This is a genomic window from Streptomyces sp. NPDC048197 (assembly GCF_043202395.1).
Classification (GTDB): domain Bacteria; phylum Actinomycetota; class Actinomycetes; order Streptomycetales; family Streptomycetaceae; genus Streptomyces; species Streptomyces siderophoricus.
In genome coordinates this window covers 88,181-106,290 of record NZ_JBIDAJ010000024.1, presented here as the reverse complement: position 1 = coordinate 106,290, position 18,110 = coordinate 88,181, and the positions used below count along the sequence as shown (strand labels likewise).

The 18,110-nt window shown below is 71.7% G+C and carries 15 protein-coding genes; 10 read left to right on the top strand and 5 right to left on the bottom strand.

Annotated elements, in window-relative coordinates; all coding sequences use genetic code 11:
- Window positions 1–291 precede the first annotated feature (291 nt).
- Window positions 292–1,863, top strand: coding sequence for an esterase/lipase family protein (locus ACGF4C_RS27610; protein ID WP_393569487.1), 1,572 nt, complete (start codon window positions 292–294; stop codon window positions 1,861–1,863).
- 11 nt (window positions 1,864–1,874) lie between these two features.
- Here ACGF4C_RS27610 and ACGF4C_RS27605 read toward each other — a convergent pair whose 3' ends face one another.
- Complete coding sequence (locus ACGF4C_RS27605) at window positions 1,875–2,438, bottom strand: glycoside hydrolase family 25 protein (protein WP_393569486.1); 564 nt, start codon at window positions 2,436–2,438, stop codon at window positions 1,875–1,877.
- A gap of 101 nt (window positions 2,439–2,539) precedes the next feature.
- Entirely contained in the window at window positions 2,540–3,355 is an 816-nt protein-coding gene (locus ACGF4C_RS27600; protein WP_393569485.1) for a DUF6424 family protein, read from the bottom strand.
- 395 nt (window positions 3,356–3,750) lie between these two features.
- Between ACGF4C_RS27600 and ggt the strand changes: the two genes are divergently transcribed.
- Both ggt and ACGF4C_RS27590 read left to right on the top strand, forming a co-directional pair.
- Window positions 3,751–5,646, top strand: coding sequence for a gamma-glutamyltransferase (gene ggt, locus ACGF4C_RS27595; RefSeq protein WP_393569484.1), 1,896 nt, complete (start codon window positions 3,751–3,753; stop codon window positions 5,644–5,646).
- Window positions 5,647–5,865: 219 nt separating this feature from the next.
- Complete coding sequence (locus tag ACGF4C_RS27590; protein WP_393569483.1) at window positions 5,866–6,429, top strand: Type-2Aa cytolytic delta-endotoxin; 564 nt, start codon at window positions 5,866–5,868, stop codon at window positions 6,427–6,429.
- Between the two features lie 114 nt (window positions 6,430–6,543).
- Here ACGF4C_RS27590 and cynS read toward each other — a convergent pair whose 3' ends face one another.
- Window positions 6,544–7,014: a cyanase gene (cynS, locus tag ACGF4C_RS27585; RefSeq protein WP_393569482.1), complete on the bottom strand. Its 471-nt coding sequence runs from the start codon at window positions 7,012–7,014 to the stop codon at window positions 6,544–6,546.
- A 110-nt stretch (window positions 7,015–7,124) separates the two neighbouring features.
- A complete protein-coding gene (locus ACGF4C_RS27580; RefSeq protein ID WP_393569493.1) occupies window positions 7,125–7,727 on the bottom strand; it encodes a carbonic anhydrase in 603 nt (200 codons plus the stop codon).
- Window positions 7,728–7,956: 229 nt separating this feature from the next.
- Here ACGF4C_RS27580 and cynR point away from each other — a divergent pair, with 229 nt between their 5' ends.
- The 4 genes from cynR to ACGF4C_RS27560 all read left to right on the top strand — a co-directional run bounded on the left by cynR (window position 7,957) and on the right by ACGF4C_RS27560 (window position 12,137).
- A complete protein-coding gene (gene cynR, locus ACGF4C_RS27575) occupies window positions 7,957–8,862 on the top strand; it encodes a transcriptional regulator CynR (protein ID WP_393569481.1) in 906 nt (301 codons plus the stop codon).
- Between the two features lie 108 nt (window positions 8,863–8,970).
- A complete protein-coding gene (locus ACGF4C_RS27570; RefSeq protein WP_393569480.1) occupies window positions 8,971–9,729 on the top strand; it encodes a MerR family transcriptional regulator in 759 nt (252 codons plus the stop codon).
- Window positions 9,730–9,963: 234 nt separating this feature from the next.
- A complete protein-coding gene (locus ACGF4C_RS27565) occupies window positions 9,964–10,338 on the top strand; it encodes a hypothetical protein (protein ID WP_393569479.1) in 375 nt (124 codons plus the stop codon).
- 170 nt (window positions 10,339–10,508) lie between these two features.
- The gene (locus ACGF4C_RS27560) at window positions 10,509–12,137 is read left to right on the top strand and encodes an amidase (RefSeq protein ID WP_393569478.1); all 1,629 of its coding nucleotides are present in this window, start codon (window positions 10,509–10,511) and stop codon (window positions 12,135–12,137) included.
- Here the strand turns inward: ACGF4C_RS27560 and ACGF4C_RS27555 are convergent.
- Window positions 12,098–12,586 carry a hypothetical protein gene (locus ACGF4C_RS27555; RefSeq protein WP_393569477.1) on the bottom strand — a complete coding sequence of 163 codons (489 nt, stop codon included), beginning with the start codon at window positions 12,584–12,586 and terminating at the stop codon, window positions 12,098–12,100. The two genes, ACGF4C_RS27560 and ACGF4C_RS27555, sit on opposite strands and share 40 nt — an antisense overlap.
- Window positions 12,587–12,741: 155 nt before the next feature.
- On the opposite strand from ACGF4C_RS27555, the gene ACGF4C_RS27550 reads away from it, so the two are divergent.
- The 3 genes from ACGF4C_RS27550 (at window position 12,742) to ACGF4C_RS27540 (ending at window position 18,110) form a co-directional block, all read left to right on the top strand.
- A complete protein-coding gene (locus ACGF4C_RS27550; RefSeq protein ID WP_393569476.1) occupies window positions 12,742–13,107 on the top strand; it encodes a MerR family transcriptional regulator in 366 nt (121 codons plus the stop codon).
- Window positions 13,108–13,242: 135 nt separating this feature from the next.
- The gene (locus ACGF4C_RS27545; protein WP_393569475.1) at window positions 13,243–15,054 is read left to right on the top strand and encodes an HSP90 family protein; all 1,812 of its coding nucleotides are present in this window, start codon (window positions 13,243–13,245) and stop codon (window positions 15,052–15,054) included.
- Window positions 15,051–18,110, top strand: a complete 3,060-nt coding sequence (locus ACGF4C_RS27540) for a tetratricopeptide repeat protein (protein WP_393569474.1) — start codon at window positions 15,051–15,053, stop codon at window positions 18,108–18,110. Before ACGF4C_RS27545 ends, ACGF4C_RS27540 begins: the two co-directional genes overlap by 4 nt.

Sequence of the window (18,110 nt, the reverse complement as noted above, 5' to 3'; positions counted from 1 at the left end):
GCCACTCGCTACGACAAGACCACCGAGTCCTACCAGGCCGCCGTCACCCTCGCCTCGCTCCTGATGTGGGCGTGACATTTGAAGACATCTCCTAGCGAGCCCCGCACCTCCCCGTACGCGGCCGCCGGGGCCCCGTACGACCCGGCTGGCCCCGCCGGGCTGGCGCGCGTCGCGGTCCGCCCGGAAGCTGGCCTGGTCAGCGGTTCACCGCCCGCCGGCTGCAGCAGGAGGACCCGTGCCTCCGCGGGACGTGCGCCTCGGTAGGAAAGTGTCCCGGGAAGGTGTTCTCCCATGGCGGAGCGATCGCCCCTCATCTATCTGCGTGGGTACGCCGGCCCGCCCAGCGGGGTGGACAAGCAGGTCGACGACCCGTTCTACGGGCTCAACAGCGGCGCCACCCACATCCGCGTGGACGGCGACGGCGCGCCGCGCTTCTACCAGTTCGAGGGGCCGCTGCTGCGGCTGATGATCGACGAGGACTACGAGCTCCTGGTGCGCGGCGATCAGCATGCGTACCTCGAAGCACAGGACGACGGTACGGTCCCGGCCGAGTCCGTCTGGGTGTTCCGTTTCTACGACTACGCCGCCTCCACCTTCGGCACGTCCGTGACGGCGTCCCCGGAGGAATTCGACCTGGAGAAGGCGGCGGAGCGGCTGTACGACTTCGTGCAACTCGTCCGCCGGAAGACCGGCGCAGCCAAGGTGCATCTGGTGGCCCATTCCATGGGTGGCCTGGTGGCCCGCTGCATGATCCAGAAGGTGTCCCACACCGCGGATCCGAGTGCGGGCACCCCGCGCGTTCCCGGTGCCGATCTGGTGGACAAATTCTTCACCTACGGCACTCCGCACGGGGGCATTTCCTTCGACGTCGGCGGGGGACTGGTCGACTGGGCGATGGAGACCTTCGGGCCGGCCGGGTCGGCGATGTTCGCCCCGGACCGGATGTACACCTATCTCACCCCCGGGGCGTCCGACGGCGCGGAACCGCCCGCCGGCTGGCAGCCGCAGGACATCCCGGAATCCGCATTCGACGTGCAGCGGGTGTTCTGCCTCGTCGGTACCAATGCCGCCGATTACGGACTGGTGGAGAAGGCGGTCGGCCCGCGCAGCGACGGTCTGGTGCACATCGACAACGCCTATGTGCACCAGGCACATCGGGCGTACGTCCACCGCTCCCACTCGGGACGCTACGGACTGGTCAATTCCGAAGAGGGCTACCAGAATCTGCGCCGTTTCCTCTTCGGGAAGTACCGGGTCCGGGTCGATCTGTGCCGGCTAGCCCTGCGCCGGCGCCCCGGTGACGCGGAGACGGTCTGGCAGGCGGAGGCGCGTCTGGCGGTGCGCGGCCTGCCGGTGGTACTGCACGAGCAGAGCGCGGCGCACTACTGCCCGATCCAACTGAATCAGGAAGCCGCCCAGCACGCCGATGCGGACGGCCGGGTCGCCCCGGTCCCGCTGGCCACCGCATTCCTCCTCGACCCGGAGCAGGCCCGGGCGCGCAGCCAGGAACAGTCTCCGAACCGCGCGCGCTACACGTTGGCGCTGCGGGTTTTCCACCTCGTCGAACGGAGCGGCCGGTTCTTCTGGGAGGACCACCTGGAGCAGGTGGCCGACTGGGAGGACACGCTCATCGTGGACGTCGGCCACCCTGATCAGGCACCGGACAACGGACTGCACGTGTGGGCCGGGTGGAATTCGGAGGTCGCGGGTGAGGTCGATCGGGTCGATCCGATCAAGCGGGACCCGTGTTCCCTGACCGCCGAGGACGGGGAACTGCACACCGAAATCCCGCTGCCCGGACCGGCCCTTCCTCTTCTCGGCACGGAGTCCTGTCTCCGTCTCACCGTCAGCCGGTTCGGCTGAGCGGCCCGGATTCAGCCGGGCTGCATCACAGCCGTGGACCACTGCTTGAGCGCTTCCTTGTCCTTGAAGTTCCCGACGTTCGTGTCGATCGGGCGATCGGTGAATTGGTGGAAGACCCACGGGTGCCGGATGTCGGGGTTACCGGGTTGGCCGTTGTACTGGGCGATCCACAGGCCGTCACCGGCGAACGCGGACTGGTCACGGTGCAGCCAGAAATCCCGGTTGCAGTAAAGGATCACCTTGTGGCCGGCGGCGCGCTGCCGGGCCTCCTTGAGCCAGCTGTCCTTCCAGGCACTTGAGAGGCGCGGATCCTCCCAGTCGAGGACGAGGATGTCCCCCGCCACGAGGTTGATTTTGGAGAGGAAGAAATCGACCTGGTCCGAGACGGAGCCGGGGCGGCCGAAATGGTAGAACCCGGTCACCAGCCCGGCGTCACGGGCGGTCTTCCGCTGGCCGACCCAGTTCTTGTTGGTGAATCCGGTCCCTTCGGTGATTTTGATGAACACGAAGTCGGAGCCGGCGGTCCGGTACTTCTCCGGCTGGAATGCCGAGACATCGATTCCTTTGATGGTCATGATCGTTCCCTGTGAGGGCCCATGGCGAGGGCGGCATGGTGAGGGGCATGGGGGCGTGCGCGGGCGGTTGGGCCGGGCCCGGGTGTCCGGTCGTGGGACCGTCAGCCCGTCTGCCGGCGGAACGCCTGCCGCGCCAGGGCGTCGTCGGGGGGAAGGACGGCGCCCTTCCACTCCTCGGCCCGTGCTTCGGGCTCCGCATGCGCGGCGGAACGGGGTGCGGCGGCCGCGGGTGGAGTGACAAGGCACTCCGCGTAGGAAGAGTTGGGATGGGCCGCGAGGACGCGCACCCTGCCGTCACCGGAGCCGCGCGGCGCGACCGGCACGACCGCCACCGAGAAGCCCTTCTCATCGGTGACGAACAGCTCGAAGTCGTCATGGCGGAAGTGGTCGATGTCCACGATCGGCTTCGGGTAATGGTGGTATCCGGCCGCTTTCGGAAGCACCCCGGAGTGGGTACCGGCGGGCAGCGGGACCGAGGCGTTGAATATCGAGTCCGTCCACTCGGCCACCTGGTCGGCATTCTTTATGGCGGTGGTCAGGAGCCGTTCGCCGTCGTCGTAGCCGAAGCCCGCATAACCGGGCAGGGTGTCCGGGAACGCGCCGACCACCCGGGCCGCGCACTGGCGCACGCGGTCCACCTTCGCGGGGTCCGCGCAGAATTGCGCCGACCACTCGATGCCGAGCGGGAGGAACAGGCAGATCCAGCCGTCGTTGTCCTTGACCCAGACCCCGCCGCCGTGGTGGTCCTGGTACGGGCCGGGGGCGAACGTCCAGTCGTCCGTCGTGTCGACGAGCTTCCGCATCAGCTTGCGGCTGGCTATGTACTGTGCACTGTCGCTGCGGGGCGGGTGGTCGGCGATGGATATGGTCCAGGGGAAGTCTTCGTGTTCCGGGTGTGACCGTGCCGGGCTGTTCATGACGATCTCCTTGTCGAAAACCCGATACCTGGGCTTCAACAACACCCGGAAGCACCTCAGTCCCGCTCCGTGGACCGGCTCAGCTCACTTCGACGAGGCGAAAGTTGAAGCCGCGAGCGCCTCGAACTCCTCGATCCGGCGATGCTTCTGAAATTCCCTGCTCTACGGGCGATGCTACCCCTGGCCCGGTGCCGGTGCGCGGCGTAGCGGTCCTGCGCAGAGTCTGTAGTGGCCGGTGCAGTCGGTGCCGTTGATGCACGTGGCGTAGTTGGCGTGGTTACCGGGCGGGAACCTCAGAAGAAGCGCAATTATTGCCCGCAGGCGTTGCTGCGCTGATCAACCGCTGTCAGGGTTTCGGCAATCTCAACCCTCGTCGAGAGACCCCCGGAGGCGTCTTGCCTGTCCGTCGTCGTGTCGTGGTCGCCGCCGCATCCGTTGTCGCGGTCACCGTTCCCCTCGTCTTCTCCCTCAGCGCAGGTGCCCAGCCGGGCACCGGGTCCGCGTCCCGTGCCGCGTTGGCCGGGGCGGAAACCGGACTCCGGCCGCCTGCCAAGGAGTCCGTCGCCACCGGCAGCGGCGGCGCCGTCTCCAGCGTCAACCCCTACGCGTCCCGGGCCGGCATCGAAGTGCTGCGGCACGGCGGCAACGCCGCCGACGCCGCGGTCGCCACCGCCGCGGCCCTGGGCGTCGTCGAGCCGTACTCGGCGGGCATCGGGGGCGGCGGCTACTTCACGTACTACAACGCCCGGACCGGCAAGGTCAGCACGATCGACGGCCGGGAGACCGCGCCGGCCCGGATGAAGTCGGACGCGTTCGTCGATCCTGCGACGGGCAAGCCGATTCCGTTCCCCGAGGCCGTCAACTCCGGCCTGTCCGTGGGGGTTCCGGGTACCCCGGCGACCTGGCGGAAGGCGCTGCGCGACTGGGGAACGCTCTCCCCGGCCAAGGCCCTGCGGCCCGCGACGCGGATCGCCGAGGACGGTTTCGTCGTCAACGAGGAGTTCCGCGCCCAGACCGAGATGAACGAGAAGCGCTTCCGGAACATCTCCTCCACCGCGAAGCTCTTCCTGCCGCACGGCAAACTCCCGGTCGTCGGTTCCCGCTTCCGCAACCCGGACCTCGCCCGTACGTACCGGCAACTCGCCACCGAGGGCATGGACGCGCTCTACAAGGGCGCGATCGGCCGCGATGTCGTCCGGACCGTCCAGCACCCGCCGGTGGCCCCCGGTGCCGATGCGAAGGTCCGCCCCGGTCTGATGGCGGCCGGTGACCTCGCGAAGTACACCGCACTGCGCCGCGAGCCGACCCACACCACCTACCGCGGCCTCGACGTCTACTCCATGGCGCCCTCGTCGTCCGGCGGCACCACCGTCGGTGAGGCCCTCAACATCCTGGGGAACTTCCACCTCTCCGCGGCCGACCGGGTCCAGGCGCTCCACCACTACCTCGAAGCCAGCCGCATCGCGTTCGCCGACCGCAACCGGTGGGTGGGCGACCCGGCCTTCTCCGATGTGCCCACCAAGGAACTTATGGCGAAGAAGTTCGCCGAGGAGCGCGCCTGCCTGATCAAGCCGACCAGCACCCTGACCAGCCCGGTCGCGCCCGCGGACCCGCGGCATCCCGGTAACGGCTGCACCAAGGGCTCCGGCAACCACGAGCCCTACGAAGGCCCCTCGACCACGCACCTGGTGGCGTCCGACCGCTGGGGCAACGTGGTGTCGTACACCCTCACCATCGAGCAGACCGGCGGTTCCGCGATCACCGTCCCCGGACGCGGCTTCCTGCTCAACAACGAACTGACCGACTTCGACTTCACGCCGCTCGCCAAGGACGTGCCCGACCCCAACCTGCCCGGGCCCGGCAAGCGGCCGCGCAGCAGCATGTCCCCGGTCATCGTCCTGAAGGACGGCAAGCCGCGCTACGCCGTCGGCTCGCCCGGAGGCGCCACGATCATCACGACCGTGCTGCAGACCCTGGTCAACCGCATCGACCTGGGGATGACCCTGCCCGAAGCGGTCGCCGCACCGCGGATCTCGCAGCGCAACCGCCCGGACACCGAGGCGGAGCCGGCGTTCCTCAAGTCTCCCGAGCGCGCGGCCCTGGAACGGCTCGGCCAGCACTTCGTCGAGGCCCCGAAGACGTTCACCCCGTCACCGGAGATCGGTGCGGTCGCCGCCCTGGAGTTCCTCCGCGACGGCCGGACCCAGGCGGTCGCCGAACCGAAGCGCCGGGGCGGCGGGTCCGCGATGGTGCTCCACAAGACGGACGGTGCGGCGGGAGCCGCCCACTAGGAACGGACCGTCCTTCTCGCTCCCTCGGGCCCGCGGCGTTCGCCAGCCGCGGGCCCGCATGCCGTGCGCTTCCGGGCAGTTGAGCGTGCGCAGCGCCGCCGGACCGTACGCCGCCGGCTCGCCGAACCGGCCGGAAAGGGACCTGAGCCGCGCGGTCCGCCCGGTTGGCATACTTGCCCGTCGGCGCGACGTGTTGATTCCCGCAGATGAGGAGCAGTCATGGCCGACCAGCCCACCGCCGAGAGGACCACCTTCCGGACGGTCTTCGAAGTGGGCCCCGACGCCCTGGCGCAGACACAGCGCATCGCCGACACCTTCCAGCGCGCGCTCGCCGGCCGGGCGACCGAGGGTCCCGACTTCGGCGCGATCAGCCGCGCGGCGGGGACGCTCCCCGACAGCGCGACGGTCAAGATCATCCCCGGCTGGGGACTCCAGGAGACCGCCCCGGTCGGGGTCATGGTGCTCTCCCTCAGGGAGACCGTTCGCCAGGCGCTGGGGCGGTCCTTCGGCAACCCGGCCTTCTGGGAAAAGGCCGAGGCGGCGCTCGCCGCTGCGTTCGTCGGCGGGGAGGCCGCCGACGGCACCAGCTACCGCTGCAACCTGCTGTTCGCGCTCCAGGACGAGGAGACCGAGGGCTTTGTGCACGTCGTTGCCCTCTGTGCCGAGGTGACCCTCGCGCGGGACGCCGCGCAGGCCCGCCCGCTGACCCTGGAGGACATCGCACGCTTCACCATCCGGCTGAACGCCCTCGGGGTGCGCCAGGCACTCCAGCCCGTCGGCTGACCCGTCGGCCGCCCGACCCCACGGGAACCGGGGCGTGACACCGCGCCGCGCCCCGGTGCCTCGGCGGTCCGGCCACGCTCCCGTCGCTGCGCGACGGGAGGTGCCATCGGCCGATCAGAAAGGCTTGGTGGGCAGATACTTGCCGTCGAGGGTGATGACGGCCCGCTCGCCGCCCTCGGGGTCGGCGACCTTCTGCACATCGAGCCTGAAGTTGATCGCGGAGATGATGCCGTCGCCGAACTGCTCGTGGATCAGGGCCTTGAGGGTGGTCCCGTAGACCTGCAGCATCTCGTAGAAGCGGTAGATCGTCGGGTCGGTGGGGATGCCACCCTCGATCGAGCCGCGGGTCGGAATGGTCTGCAGCAGCCGTACCGCGTCCTCGTCCAGCCCCAGCAGGTCGGCGACGGCCCGCGCGGAGTCCGCGGGCAGCGCGTGCTGGCCGAGGACGGCGGCGGTCACGAAGGCGACCGACAGGCCGGCGGCGTCCGCGAGCTGCTGCCAGGACAGGTCACGACGGGTCTTGGCCTCGACCGCGGCGATCGCGAGCTGCTGACGGGCGGTGGGATCGAACTGAGCGTGCACCATGAGAGGGCTTTTCCTTTCGGGAGGGGCCGTTCACCGGGGGAGTGGACGGCGGATGTGAGAACGGCGGATGAGGGGACGGCGGAGGAGGGGACCGCCGAGGGGGAGGAGGTTCAGACCGGGTGTGGCTCCGGCCGGGCCCCGAGGTGGGCGCCGTCGCTGAGGTCTTCGACCGCCCCGGTGGCGATGTCGAAGACCCAGCCGTGCAGCCGGACCGCGTCACCGGCCAGGGCCCGGGCCACGGAGGGATGGGTGGCGAGGTTCGCCAGCTGCGCCGCGACGTTCGCCCGTACCAGCGCGGCCACCCGGTCCTGCCCGGCGGGGCGGTCGGCGGCGGCGGTGCGGGCCTGCGCCGCACCGGCATGCCGTAGCCAGTCGGCGACCGCCGGTGCGTCCCTCAGGTCATGGCCTTCGGCGAGGGCGGTCATGGCCCCGCAGCCGGAGTGCCCGCAGACGACGATGTCCGCCACGCCCAGCACGGCGACCGCGTACTCGATGCTCGCCGCGATCCCGTCGGTGCCCGGCGCGTAGGCCGGGACCAGGTTGCCGGCCGTGCGGATGACGAACAGCTCGCCGGGTTCCGTCTGCGTGACCAGCTCAGGCACGACGCGGGCATCGGAGCAGCCGATGAACAGCGTGCCCGGCTGATGGCTGGTGGCCAGCCGGGCGAAGAGACCGGCCTTGGCGGGGAGCACCTCCCGCTGGAAGCGCGCGATGCCCTCGGTGAGATGACGCGGGTGGCCACCGAGGTGGTCCGCGTGGTGCGTACGACCGGACCGCCCTGGCTGACCGGACGGGTATGCGGCGTCGGAAGGTCGCACTTGCTGTCTCCCTTCTCTCTCAGGATCGTCTTTCTGCGACGACATTCACCCTGCTCGACCAGCACCTATAGCGTCCAATACCTGCTACCGATCACATCTATCGCTGACATCTATACTTGTCCCCATGAAGCCGGAGCTGCGTCATCTGCGGTACCTGCTCGCCGTGGCCGAGCACGCCAACTTCACCCGCGCCGCCGAAGAGCTGCACATCTCCCAGCCCACGCTCTCCCAGCAGATCAAGCAGCTGGAGAAGGCCCTCGGCGTCCAGTTGCTGGACCGCACCGGCCGCACGGTGCGGCTGACCGATGCCGGCGAGACCTACGTCCACCACGCCCGGCGCGCCCTGCAGGACCTGGCGGCGGGCGAACGGGCCGTCCTGGACGTGCAGGACCTCTCCCGCGGTCACCTCCGGCTCGCGGTGACGCCCACCTTCACCGCTTATCTCACCGGCCCGCTGGTGGCCGACTTCTACGCCCGGCACCCCGGCATCAGCCTGGAGGTGCGGGAAATGACCCAGGACCGCATCGAAGCCGAACTCCTCGACGACCGCCTCGACCTCGGCATCGCCTTCGCCGGCTCCCATCTGCCCGGCGTCCGGGCCACCGCGCTCTTCACCGAGACCCTCAGCCTCGTCGTCGGGCCCCGGCACCCGGACCTGGGCACCCCCGGCCCCCAACCGGTCAGCGCCCTCGACGACCGCCAACTCGCCCTGCTCAGCGGCGATTTCGCCACCCGACGGCACATCGACGCCTACCTCGCCCGGCACGGGGCACGCCCCCGGATCGCGGTGGAGGCGAACTCCCTCCTCGCCCTCACCGAGATCGTCCGGCGCAGCCCGCTCGTTACCGTCCTGCCCGATGCCCTCACCCGCGGCCACCCGCACCTGGCACCCATCGCGCTCGCCCCGGCGCTGCCCGCCCGTACCGTCACCCTGCTCCGCCGCGAGACGACGTACCAGAGCGCGGCCGCCCGCGCCTTCACCCGCCTGACCACCCGCTGGGCCCGCGCCCAGGGCTTCCCCGAGGCCTGAGGACGGGAATTGCACCCGCCGGGCTTGAAACTGCCGTAGCGGCAGCTTCTACCGTTCTGGCCAGGGCCGGAAGGACCGGCCCGGTGAAGCACTCGTGAGGGGGCGGCGATGGCCTGGCCGACCGCGGAGGTGGCACGGATGTCGGGCGTGACGGCCCGGACGCTGCGGCACTACGACGAGGTCGGCCTGCTGCCGCCGGCCCGGATCGGCGCGAACGGCCACCGTTACTACGAGGAGCGCCAGCTGCTGCGGCTGCAGCAGATCCTGGTACTGCGGGCGCTGGGCCTGGGGCTGACCGAGATCGGCCGGATCCTGGCCGCGCAGGTCGACGAACTCCAGGCGCTGCGCGGTCATCACCGCCGGCTGCTCGCCGAGCGCGACCGGCTCGACGCCCTGGCCGGCACCGTCGCCCGCACGCTCACCGAACTGGAGCAGTCCAGAAAGGACGGCAGCCCCATGGCCGGCATCAACCGACCGGAGAACCTCTTCGAGGGCGTCCGGCCCGACCAGTACGGGGCGAACCTGCGGGAGTTCCCGGAGCTGGCCGTGGAGGTCGAGCGGCACGCGTCGACGATGACCGAGGCCGAGATCGACGCCGGGCACCGGGCGCGTACGGCCCAGATGATCCGGCTGGCCGAGCTGATGGCCGCCGGTGAGCCCGTCGAATCCGACGCGGTCCAGGCGCACATCGACGCCCAGTACCGGACGCTGGCCGGGATCCGGGAGGTCCCGTCCGAGGAGCACCGGTCCATCGGACGTGCCTGTGTGGAGAACGAGCAGTGGCGCGCCGCATACGAGTCGATCGCGCCGGGCCTGGCCGCGTACCAGCGCGACGCCATCGAGGTGTACGCCAGCCGGCAGAACTGAGCCGGAGGGGCCGTCGTGGTGAGGGCCCGCACCTACGGCGGCGGCGCTGACCGGCCCGTCGGGACTACCACAAGTCACCCATCTCCGCCCCCGATTTCGCCCCAGATCGAAGAGATGGTGCGACCGCGGCATCTGGTGAAAAATCCTGTTGCGACCGCCCTACGACACCTCGCGCCGCATACCGCCGGGTTGCTGTGCAGCGGTCACGCAGACCAGACCACCAGGGGGAAAACCATGCGAAAGATCACCAAGGCCGCCGCGCTGGCGTGCGCCGTCGGTGCGCTGGCCACGGTCGGTGCGACCGGCGCCCACGCCGCCCAGGCCGCGGGCAGCCTGCACGGCTGCCCGTCCGGGGCCGTCTGCGTCTACCCGCAGAACGCCGGGTGGAACGGCGACCGCCCGTCCCTCGCCTTCTACAGCTACGGGCCCCACAACCTCAGCAACCAGGTGGGGCAGCACTACGTCCTGAACAACCAGACCGGCGGCGCGACGGCCCGCACCTGCACCGGCTACAACGGTACCGGCGACTGCCAGGGTTACCTCTGGGCCGGCTACTACATCGACAAGGACCTGACGCCGATCAACTCGATCCTCCTCGTCCGTCCGTAAGGCGGTAACTGCCTTACGTTGCACGTGAGTTGCCTGGGACGGACCTCTGACGGAGAGATCCGGCTCAGGCATCCGCGCGGCACGGCACGGCGTCGCAGCCGCTCCCGGTGCCCTCTTGCGGCGGATCGCCGGAATGTAGTCCGCTGCCCCTCATGGGAAAGCGACCCCTCATGAGAAGCCGGAGCATGGTCACGCTGCTCGTCGCCCTGGGTGCCGGAGCCCTCGTCATCCCAGGGGCGTCGCAGCCACGTGCCGAAGCCGTTACCGCCGCGCTCAGCGCCAACTTCGCACAGCAGCAAGGCAATTCACGCGCCACGTCAGGACTCGATCATCTCGACACCGTGACCATCCCGGAGTTACAGGCGCGGATGGCGCACGGTTCGCTGACCGCGTCCGCGCTGACCCGGGCCTATCTGCGGCGGATCGCGACCATCGACCCCGTGACCCACGCGGTGCTGCGCACCGACCCGACGGCCCTGCGCCAGGCGGCCGCCAGTGACGCCAGGCACCGGCACGGCACCACCCGCGGCCCGCTCGACGGCATTCCCGTCCTGCTCAAGGACAACGTGGACACCCACGACATGCCGACCACGGCCGGCTCGCTCGCGCTCGCCGGGACCCCACCGGACCGCGACGCCGCCCTGGTGACCCGGCTGCGGGACGCGGGGGCGGTGATCCTCGGCAAGACCAACCTCTCCGAGTGGGCGAACTTCCGCGCGGAGAAGCCGACATCAGGGTGGTCCGCAGTGGGCGGGCAGACCCACAACCCGTACGTCCTGGACCGGAATCCCTGCGGGTCGTCCGCCGGTTCGGCCGCCGCGCTCGCCGCGTCGTTGTCGCAGGTGGCGATCGGCACCGAAACCGACGGCTCGATCGTCTGCCCCGCCGGGATGAACGGGGTGGTCGGCCACAAACCCACCCTCGGGCTGGTCAGCCGGTCCGGCGTGGTGCCGATCTCCGCCGAACAGGACACCGCCGGCCCCATGGCGCGCAATGTCACCGACGTCGCGCTCACCCTCGCGGTGCTCAGCGGCGACAACAGCATCCACCCCAGTACGCCCGGCGGCCCCGGCGACCCCATCGGCACCAGCGGCCCCGGCGGTCTGCGCGGAAAGCGGATCGGTCTGTGGCGGCTGCCCTCGCTCGGTCCGAAGGTCGACGCCCTGATGACCCGTACGGCACAGCGGCTGCGCTCCGCGGGAGCCGAGGTCGTCGAGGTGACGCCGCCGTACCAGGACCGGCTCGCCGAGCTCGAATTCCCGGCGCTGTTCAGCGAATTCCACCGGGACATCGACGCCTACCTCGCCACCCGCCACGGGCCGCGGAACCTCGCCGGGCTCATCGCGTTCGACCGCGCCCACCCGGCCGAACGGACCTGCTTCGCCGGTCAGGAACTGTTCGAGCGGGCGCTCGCCGCGCCGCCCACCACCGACCCCGCCTACCGGGCGAAAGCCGCCGAGTTGCGGAACCTGTCCCGGCGCTCCCTCGACGAGACGATCGCCGCCCACCGGCTGGACGCCATCGCCGCGCCGACCAACCCGCCGGCCTGGACGACCGATTGCGCGCGGGGCGACAACGACGTGATCCCGTCCTCCACGCCCGCGGCCGTGGCCGGCTACCCGTCCCTGTCGGTGCCCGCCGGGTTCGTCGACGAGCTGCCGGTCGGCCTGCTTCTGATGGCCGGTGGCCACCGGGACGCCGCGCTGCTGTCGTTGGGGGCCGCGGTGGAGCACCGTCTGCACGCCTGGCGAGCGCCGCGCTACCTGCCGTCGGTGAGCCCGGAGAGCTCCCGGGGCTGAGCGGACCGAGGGCGCCGCTCCGGTGTGGCCGGGGCACGACGGTGATGCCACCACGGCACGAGCTGGACCACGCCGAACGCCACCTCGACGACGAAGAACGGCCACAGCACCCGCGGGGCCCCGTGGGCCAGCGCGTACGCCTGCCAGGAAGCGAACAGCGTGCGCGCGGCGGCGTCGAACAGCCCGTGCACCGGCAGCGGCCGCACGACGCGCAGCAGCGCCCAGACGACCACCACCGAGCCCATCAGGTTCGCGTACAGGGTCTGCAGGGGTTCGCGGGCCGGCATGGCGCCCAGCCCGAGCGCGCCGCCCCACGACGACAGCGCGCCGTGCACCAGCGCGTATGTCCACGGGGTCGCGAACCCCGCCGTGACGACGAGGTCGTACCAGGCACTGGTGCGCACCACGCGCAGATAGGACGGGCGGGACGGGGCGACAAGGCGTATCACGGCGCAGCTCCTGTTGTTGTCCTGGCCCGGTCTCAGGGCCCGGTCTCATGACGGATCTCATGACGCGATCTCATGCCGCGGTCTCACGACGGCGACGCCGCACGCTAAAGGGTGGAGTAGGGTCCAAGGTCAAGCCCACGACCTGACGGGGACTCATGCTCATCGGGGAACTCGCCGCGCAAGCGGGCATGACCAAGGACACCATCCGCTTCTACGAGAAGCTCGGGCTCGTCACCGGCCGTCGGCTGCCCAACGGCTATCGCGACTTCCCGCCCGAGACCGTGCCCTGGCTGCTCTACGTCCGCACCGCGCAGACGCTCGGCTTCTCCCTCGCGGAGATCGCCCGGCTCGGCGAGGAACTGCGCGACGCACCGGACTCCGCGACGGCCCTGTCCGAGCTGTTCGCGGAGAAGATCGCCCTCATCGATGCCCGGATGGCCGAACTCGCCGCGTTGCGCGCCGAACTCGACGCCCGCGTCGGGACCGGCTGCCCCCTCCGGGCGGGCCGGCCGGCGGACTGAGGGCCCACGACGGAATTCCATGGTCGACTCCGCGCCGCGGCTCCTATGATGGCCGGATCTGACCACTGACGGCCAACTGCCGCCCTGTCCGCGCCGCCCGGCCCACGCACCGCACGTCCGCCGGCGCAGGGATGAATGACTGCCGATCACCTACCGCACACCTTCCAGGTCGATCTCCGCGGCCTGGTGGACCTGCTCTCCCACCACCTCTACTCCAGCCCCAGGGTCTATCTGCGCGAACTGCTGCAGAACGCCGTGGACGCCATCACCGCGCGCCGCGCCGAACAGCCCGACGCGCCAGCCCGGGTGCGCCTGTACGTCGACGCACCAGGTGTGCTGCGTGTGGCGGACTCCGGGGTCGGGCTGACCGAGGCCGATGTGCACAATCTGCTGGCCACCATCGGGCGCAGCTCCAAACGCGACGGCCTGGAGTCGGCCCGGGCCGGCTTCCTCGGCCAGTTCGGCATCGGGCTGCTGGCGTGTTTCGTCGTCGCGGAGGAGATCCGCGTGGTCAGCCGGTCGGCGCGGGACGCCGCCGCCCCACCCGTGGAGTGGACGGCCCGGGACGACGGTTCGTACACGGTGCGCACACTGCCCGACGGCGCGCGTCCGGAGCCCGGCACCACCGTGCACCTCACCGCCCGGCCCGGCGCCGCCGAATGGCTCACCGAGGCACGGGTCGCCGCACTGGCACGGGACTTCGGATCGCTGCTGCCCTATGACGTACGGGTCGGGGACGAGCCGGTCACCGATCGCCCGGCCGTCTGGGAGCGCCCCCACCCCGGCGCGGCCGCGCGGCGCGCCGCCCTCGCCCGCCACTGTCACCAGCAGTTCGGCTTCACGCCGCTCGACGCCATCGACCTCGACCTGCCGGTCGCAGGGGTACGCGGTGTCGCCTACGTCCTGCCCTCCGCCGTCAGCCCCGCGCAGCGGGCCGGGCACCGGGTCCACCTCAAGGGCATGCTGCTCACCGAACGGGCCGACGAGCTGCTGCCCGACTGGGCGTTCTTCGTCCGCTGCGTCATCGACACCGACAGCCTGCGCCCCACCGCCTCCCGCGAGAGCCTCTACGCCGACGAGACCCTCGCGGCGGTCCGCGACGCGCTCGGCGCGACGATCAAGGAATGGTTCACCGGTCTCGCCGGCGGGGACCCCGAGCGGCTCGCACACTTCCTCTCCGTGCACCACCTGGGCGTGAAGTCGCTGGCCCGGCACGACCGGGAGGTGCTGACCACCATGCTGCCGTGGCTGCCGTTCGAGACCACGGACGGGCAGCTGCCCCTGGAGGAGTTCGCCCGCCGGCACCCCGTGGTGCACTTCACCCGGACCGTCGAGGAGTACCGGCAGGTCGCCGCCATCGCCGCCGCCCAGGGCATCGGCGTCGTCAACGGCGGCTACACGTACGACACCGAGCTCATCGAGCTGCTGCCGACGGTTCGGCCCGGCACGCATGTCGCCGAGCTCGACGCCGACACCGTCGCCGCCCACCTCGACCCGGTCGACCCCGCCGAAGAACTGGCGGTGTCGGGATTCCTCGGTGCCGCCCGCGGCAAGCTCGACCCGCTCGGTGTCGACGTGGTGCTGCGCACCTTCCACCCGGTGTCCGTCCCCGCGCTCCACCTCGACGACCGCTCGGCCCGGCAGGAACGCGCCCGGGCCGAGGAGGAGGCGCAGGCGGACGACCTCTGGGCCGGCATCCTCGGCAGCCTGCGCGGCAGCGCACCGCGCGCCCGGCTCGTCCTCAACCACCACAACCCGCTGGTCCGCGGCATCGCCCGGATCGCCGACCGGGAACTCGCCGGCACCGCCGCCGAGGCACTGTACGGCCAGGCCCTGCTGATGGCCCAACGCCCGCTCCGTCCCGCCGACTCGGCGCTGCTCAACCGGTCGTTCCTGGAGCTGCTGCGCCGGGCCACGCACTCCGACGGCCCGGGGGAGGCCCGATGAACGACGTCCGCAGGCTCCGCGAGATCGCGGAGATCCGCCGGGGGCTGGCGGACAACCTGGAGGCCCCCAACGGCCCGGCCCGCAACGGCCGGGCCGAGGAACTCGTGGACCGGTCCGAGCGGACCGGCGACCGGCGACTGCTCCTCGACGCGATCTTCGGGCTGATCAGCGGCTACCAGTTCAGCGCGGAGAGCGAGAAGATGTTCGTGCCGTTCTCCCGGCTGCTGCGCATGTGGGACGAGGATCCCGGAGACTTCGACGGCTACGCCGTCCACCGCCTCCACTGGCGCTTCAAGTGGGTCAGCAGCGGCATGATCGACCACCCCGGCATTCCGCCGGCCGCCATCCGCCGCTGGCTCACGGAGATGAGCCACCGCTACCGCACGGCCGGGTACTCGCTGCGTGCGGTCCGTGCCGCCGAGTTCCGCCTCGCCGAGCACCTGGGCGACGATGCCCTCGCCGGCCGGCTGCTGGCGGAGTGGATCGCCGCCGACCGCGACGAGATGAGCGACTGCCACGCCTGCGAACGCAACGCGCAGGGTGCCTGGTACGCCGACCACGGTGACGACGCACGTGCCCTCGCCCTCTGGGCGCCCGTGCTGAACGGCGAACTCAGCTGCCGCGAGGAACCGCACCGCGTCCTCTCCCGGTCCCTGCTGTCCCTGGTGCGCCTCGGACGGTACGACGAGGCCCGCCACCACCATCTGCGCGGCTACCGCATGGCCCGCGGCAACGAGAGCCTCCTGCCGACCATCGGCCGCCACATCGAATTCTGCGCTCTGACCGGCAACGAGGCCCGCGGCCTGGAGATCCTGGCCGAGCACACGGCACATCTCGGCAGTGACGGGGACCTGCTCGACCGGCTGGACCTGCTCGCCCCGACGACCCTGCTGCTACGGAGGCTGGTGGCACTGGGCCACGGCGACCGGCCCGTGCCCGCACCGGGCGGCACCAGCTCCACCACCGCCCACCTCCTGGCGCGTACCGAGGCCGCGGCCGGCGGCCTGGCCAGGCGCTTCGACGAACGTAACGGCACCGATGCGGTCAGCAGCCGGATGGCCCGGCGGATGGCCGGCACACCGCTCACCGACCGGCTGCCCCTCGGTGTCCGCGCCGCCCGGCTCGTGCCGCCCACCACCGCCCGCCCGGAGGCCGCTGCTCCGGAGCCCGCCCCCGTGCCCGCCCCGGCGGAGGCGGCAGCGGCAGCCCAAGTCGCCGACGACGTCGACGCGTTGCTGGCCGAGGCCCGCCGCCTGACCCGGGCCCAGCACCCCGATGCCCACGCCGCCTGGCGTGCCGTCGCCGGCGCCGCGGAACGCACCGGCACCGAACTGGACGCGCGCGCCCGCGCCGAGGCGACGGACCACCTGGCCAGGGACGCCTTCGACGACCCGGACACCGCGATACCCCTGTTCCGCACGGCCGCCGAGCGGTTCGAGGCCGCCGGTGACCCCGGCGAGGCCGCCCTCTGCCGGGTGCGCGCCGCCTCGTGCGCCGCCGTCTCCGGCCGTCCGGAGGAGGGCCTCGCGGAACTCGACGCGGCCTGCGGCGATCTGGGTGCGCTGCATGCCGAACGCAGGGCCACCGCCCACCAGTTGGTCGTGGCGCGCAACACCGCCGCCCGTACCCGTCTGGGTGTGCTCCACGCGGCGCCGGACCCGGCGGCGTCCGCGGCAGCCCTGGAGGGCGAGCTGTGCGCGGTGCTCGCCCTCGCCGAACAGCACCGCGGCGAGGAGCGGATGCCGACCGGTCTCGCCGACGCCACCTGTCTGCTGGGCAGCGTGGTCGAGGAACGCGGCGACGCACCGCGGGCGGTCGAGCTGTTCGGCCGGGCGGCGGAGCTGTTCCACGAGGCGGGCGTGCCCTGGTACGCCGCCGAGGCCGAGGCCCAGCTGGCCGAGCTGTCCTTCCAGGAGGGAGATCCGCGGACCGCCGAGAGGTCCGCCCGGGCCGCCCTCGAACACGGCGGTGAACTGCTCAACCCCGTAGGCTCCGCCCGCCTCCGTCTCGTCCTCGCCGAGGCGCTGGCCGCCCTCGGTGGCAACGATGCCGAGGTGGCCGCCCATGCGCTCGACGCCACACACCGGGCGGACGAGGCCGCCGACAGCGCCGGGCTCGGTGCCTGGGCGCGGTTGGTGCTCGGCGGTGCCCTCCGCCGCCTCCGGCGCTTCGACGAGGCGGCATCCGTGCTGGAGAGCGCCCTGCCCGACCTCCAGGAGCACCACACCGAAGGCCGGATCGTCCAGGCCCGCCGGTGGCTGGGCCAATGCCTCGACGCGCTCGGCGACGCGCGGGAGGCGAGCGAACAGTTCCTGCTCGCCGCCGACATCGCCAAGGGCTGGGACGCCCAGCGCGACCATGCCGTGCTCGCCCATCTCGCCGGTGACGCCCTCCACCGCGCCGGGTTGCACGAACAGGCCGCCGCCTACGCCCGTGCCGAGGAGCTCTGGCGCGCCCTCGGCCAGCCGCACAGCGCGGCCCGCGCCGTGCGGGCCCGCGCATGGCTCGCCCTGCGGGACGCGGAGAGCGGCCCGCAGGGCGCCCTGGTCCTGATGGCCACGGCCGAGCAGCTGCTCACCGGGGCCCTCGCCGCGACGGCGGACGACGAGCGGCGCAACCGGCTGCGGTCCGAACTCGCCGGCACCCACCGCCAGACCGCCGAACTGCTGCTCCGTGTCCGCGGGTCCGGGCCCGGGTCCGCCGCCGACGACGCCGCCGCCGACGACGCCGCCGACCACGACAAGAACAGCGACGGCACCGTACAGCGCGCCCGCGAAGCGGCCCTCGGCCATCTGGAGAAGGCCATCGCGCTCTACGCCGCCCTCGGCCAGGGCGGCCGGCACGACCACAACTCCGCCCAGTTGACGGCCGGTTGGCTGGAGGCTGGCCTCGGCCGCCGCTCCGCCGCCGGCGCCCGTGCCCGTACCGTCCTGGACGATTACGACCACGACCACGACCATGACCACGGCGACGTGGGCGGGGCGGCGGACGGCGAGCGGGAGACCGTGCAGCGGCACCGGGCGGACGCCCGGGCCCTGCTCGACCGCGTCGGGTAG